Origin of the sequence: Massilia frigida, assembly GCF_011682175.1 — a bacterium.
Lineage (GTDB): Bacteria > Pseudomonadota > Gammaproteobacteria > Burkholderiales > Burkholderiaceae_D > Telluria_A > Telluria_A frigida.
In genome coordinates this window covers 1-3,193 of record NZ_WHJG01000093.1, presented here as the reverse complement: position 1 = coordinate 3,193, position 3,193 = coordinate 1, and the positions used below count along the sequence as shown (strand labels likewise).

The window sequence follows — 3,193 nt, the reverse complement described above, 5'->3', positions numbered from 1 at the left end:
TTCATGGTGTGGGCGTTTTGATTAAGCGTTAGAAACTAAATCATGCCAGAAATGGGCGCCCACCCCCACCTTTTCGCTTGCGCTGCCAAGCAATTTTCATCCGTTCCGCTAGTTTTGCAAGAGGCTCCTGTTCGCTGAAGCGAAGTAATATGCTGGGATAGACAATCGGCTAAGTCGGCCAACAGCGGACGTTAAGAATGTAGGGTAACGATGACACCGGTGCATGAAAACGAGTACAACGAGCTGCTGGGCTATGTGGGATTTTTGCGACCGTTGTCTGGCGCATCGATCCTTCGTCTGCGACTCACCCAGCGAACGTGATCGAAGGAATCGTCCAACAATTCGGCAAGTCAAAAGCGCTCGTTGGGTTGCGCCAAGCCGCAAACGATACCATCGAAGAAACGAGTAACTGGAACTCCGAGGCGAGAGCTGTTGCCGACGACAGTTTTAGAGCGGCTGGTGTGGTCACTGTGGCAGAAATAATCCGCCGCTACTCGACGAGTTACAAGCGCATCGTGAAGCGTGGCTTCATAAAAAATGAAACGGAATACTATGTCATCAACGCCATCCTGGTGAATCAAGGGAGTGCTATTTCAGACGACGAACGAGCGTGCCTGCAGAGGCTTACTGAAGCATTTGAAGAAAAAGCTTGACTGCGGCAGTCGGCCAAAAGCCGCCATTTATATCGCCAAACTCATTTGTAATTGCCAATAGATCGGACAACATGCGTCGTCAAATCATTCATCTCGCACTGGGATCTGCAGCGGCCCTGCTTACCTCCAGTGCGCGTGCGGAAAACAGGTCAGCCATGAAACCAGGTCAATTGCGGCCAAATGAATTTGAAGTCGCCGTCCTTGAACGAATATCAGACGACTTGCCATGCATTCGTCCTTTTATTTTGAAGCTTCATGTACTTAGTCGGGAATTTACTGGCGTCGGGAGCTACACTAACTTCGCAGCGCTCCCCGAAACCTTTTTCGGATCGAGTAAGAGCCCGATCTCCCTCACTTCTGGAATTTCAATGCCAGGGGTCGCAAATGGAATGGGAGCCATGTTATTTTTTGAGGCGAGCCGTTCCTTGGTTCTCGAAACCTTTACGTTTGGCGATGATTTTTGGGACGGGGATTACACCGGCTTTGCATTACAGGTCACTTGAGCCGCCTTAGCTGACGAGCGACAAAAAACTGCTATTGTTTGAATCTGCAGGGTTACCCTGCCCACCTCCGTATGTCCGCAAAGTGGCGGTACCAGTCATGTGCAGTCTGCTACTTTTTCAGTTCGGCAACCTGTTATGCTGACGCGAACGGCAGAGATCGGCTTGAAGCCATGTCGTTATACACATCTTTTTTTACAATAAAATCAACGACTTGCGCCTGACATCGCTAGGGCGCCGTCGACATGAAACGACAGAGAATCAGTGCGGTTGATCTTAAAATACCCGCATTTCGCTTAATTTTTAGGCAAAACCTCATGGAAATCGCCGCCCCGGGCTGAAATGACGTTGCGCGGAAAAGGATGTGTATAACGATATGGCTTGAAGCCGCCAGTCGCTGACCACTCTCCCATCAAAAACGGATACGGTAAAAAAATTGGAAGCTGACCAAGTTCGTGCAAACGCAGAGAGGTTGCGCATTGCGCAGGCACAAATTGGCGAAACGCTCAAGTTCCGCTCGAAATCACCGGCTGGACGGGCGGCGTGGGAAGCGGCATGTACGCATTTCCACGCGTACTTTGATGAATCGTTCTTTCCTGGTGGGGATGCGGCGTGGTCAGGGCTCTTGGCTGGCGAAAAAGATAGCATTGAACTGGCACTCATTTTTCTCGAAGTTGATCAGGTCACCTTTCGGTCCGGTTATCACAAGGAGATTGTTTGGGATAGGCTGAAGAGGCTTCGTCTCACATCGGAACAGCAGGGACGCCTTGAAGAAATTGCGCTCTTGTACCTACACAGGCGTGTGCGCCGCGAGTTCTGGCGCATGGTCAATTTTATGCGTCAACGAGGATCAGCCTCTTTTTGGCAAGGTGTAGAGATCATTGCGGAAAGCGGGCAGCAAAGCTGCGGCCGGAAAGCTCGATGGATGCTGCTCGCCCGGAGAAACGTACCCGTTCGTCGGTTAATTGGAGCGGAACTTTTTCGGACTAGGTACGAGCCAAACTATCTCCCTCAACTGGACTTTCCTTCAAGTGGATAGCACTGAGCCGACGCTCACGGAGGTCGGCTCCGGGCCAGAAGCGGCCATTCCCACCGGTCGAATTTTTGACTTTTCAGACTTCATATAACGGATAACCCCAATCTGAGCCGTAATTCTGTTTTCACCACTTTTTCAATTGTTGCTGGTGTCGCTTTGGTAAGCTTTCTCCCGCCTGATTGGCTAGAGGCCGTGGCAATGATCGGTGTCTGCTGCGCCGCAATCTCGGCGGTGATCGTTAGGATGGGAACGAAGGGACAGCCATCTTCGGATGCGAAGGGAATCGTTCTCATGCTGCTCAATCTTCCGGAACAGCCTCTCGCTAAGGTCAAGGAAGGGTGGGCGTTGACATTGTTCGCGGCTTCCGCTGCATTTCTCGTATCACTGGCGCTGGCGGTGATGGTAAGAGCAAGCATCTAAATAGATGAAAAGCCCGCAATACTGCTGAGGACTCGATATTGCTGCCTGTCCGCTTTGGGGAGGCAGCGGCCGAGCTGGACGGTGCCAGTTCTCTGTCGAGTACAATCGGCAGTGATCGGCCAGACGCAGTCCGACATTTGTCCTTCATATCACGGAGTGTTATGCCGCTTTACACCTATGTGCTCTCCTACAAAGGAGCAACCCATGTCGCTCAAGGCAGCCACAGTAATTTCAAGGGCTTCATCTCTACGTGGTGTTCCGATCTTCCCGCAAATGCGCTGCCTGCGCTGACTCCCGCCCTTCATCGTAAGCTTATAGAAAAGGCGCATTACGGCGAGTTTGCTCCGGTCGCAAACGCCAGTAACGCGTGGCGAAAATCGATTGATGTCGACGGAAGCGATTTCGTGGTTGTGGCGGTTCAAACACAGCGATAGGGCTGGTGGCAACGTCCGCTTCGGGGGCGATGGACTAAACCGCTCGCGCGGTAGTCGGACTTCGATGCAGCCTGTGGTCCCGCCACAGCCGGGTTTCTGCTGCAAGATTGTAGCTGTTTCCTATGTTGGTTAGTGAGGCAATCGGCCTCA

At 52.1% G+C, this 3,193-nt stretch carries 6 protein-coding genes; 5 read left to right on the top strand and 1 reads right to left on the bottom strand.

The window, feature by feature from the left end; all coding sequences use genetic code 11:
• The first annotated feature begins 317 nt into the window (after positions 1-317).
• The 3 genes from F2P44_RS33965 to F2P44_RS33955 all read left to right on the top strand — a co-directional run bounded on the left by F2P44_RS33965 (position 318) and on the right by F2P44_RS33955 (position 2,192).
• Complete coding sequence (locus F2P44_RS33965; RefSeq protein WP_167094455.1) at positions 318-653, top strand: hypothetical protein; 336 nt, start codon at positions 318-320, stop codon at positions 651-653.
• Positions 650-1,156 (top strand): hypothetical protein, encoded by a 507-nt coding sequence (locus F2P44_RS33960; protein ID WP_167094453.1) that lies wholly within the window; start codon positions 650-652, stop codon positions 1,154-1,156. Before F2P44_RS33965 ends, F2P44_RS33960 begins: the two co-directional genes overlap by 4 nt.
• Positions 1,157-1,589: 433 nt before the next feature.
• The gene (locus F2P44_RS33955; protein WP_167094451.1) at positions 1,590-2,192 is read left to right on the top strand and encodes a hypothetical protein; all 603 of its coding nucleotides are present in this window, start codon (positions 1,590-1,592) and stop codon (positions 2,190-2,192) included.
• A gap of 80 nt (positions 2,193-2,272) precedes the next feature.
• Here the strand turns inward: F2P44_RS33955 and F2P44_RS33950 are convergent, their stop codons facing one another.
• Entirely contained in the window at positions 2,273-2,482 is a 210-nt protein-coding gene (locus F2P44_RS33950; protein WP_167094450.1) for a hypothetical protein, read from the bottom strand.
• Here F2P44_RS33950 and F2P44_RS36285 point away from each other — a divergent pair.
• Together F2P44_RS36285 and F2P44_RS33945 are read left to right on the top strand one after the other, a co-directional pair.
• Entirely contained in the window at positions 2,481-2,609 is a 129-nt protein-coding gene (locus tag F2P44_RS36285) for a hypothetical protein (protein ID WP_267877651.1), read from the top strand. The genes F2P44_RS33950 and F2P44_RS36285 overlap by 2 nt on opposite strands.
• Positions 2,610-2,770: 161 nt before the next feature.
• Complete coding sequence (locus F2P44_RS33945) at positions 2,771-3,043, top strand: hypothetical protein (RefSeq protein WP_167094448.1); 273 nt, start codon at positions 2,771-2,773, stop codon at positions 3,041-3,043.
• Positions 3,044-3,193 lie beyond the last annotated feature (150 nt).

Excerpts from the sequence above, each read along its gene's own strand:
- F2P44_RS36285 (WP_267877651.1), top strand. The coding sequence starts at position 2,481 with ATGCTGCTCAATCTTCCGGAACAGCCTCTCGCTAAGGTCAAGGAAGGG.
- F2P44_RS33950 (WP_167094450.1), bottom strand. The coding sequence starts at position 2,482 with ATGAGAACGATTCCCTTCGCATCCGAAGATGGCTGTCCCTTCGTTCCC.
- F2P44_RS33945 (WP_167094448.1), top strand. The coding sequence starts at position 2,771 with ATGCCGCTTTACACCTATGTGCTCTCCTACAAAGGAGCAACCCATGTC.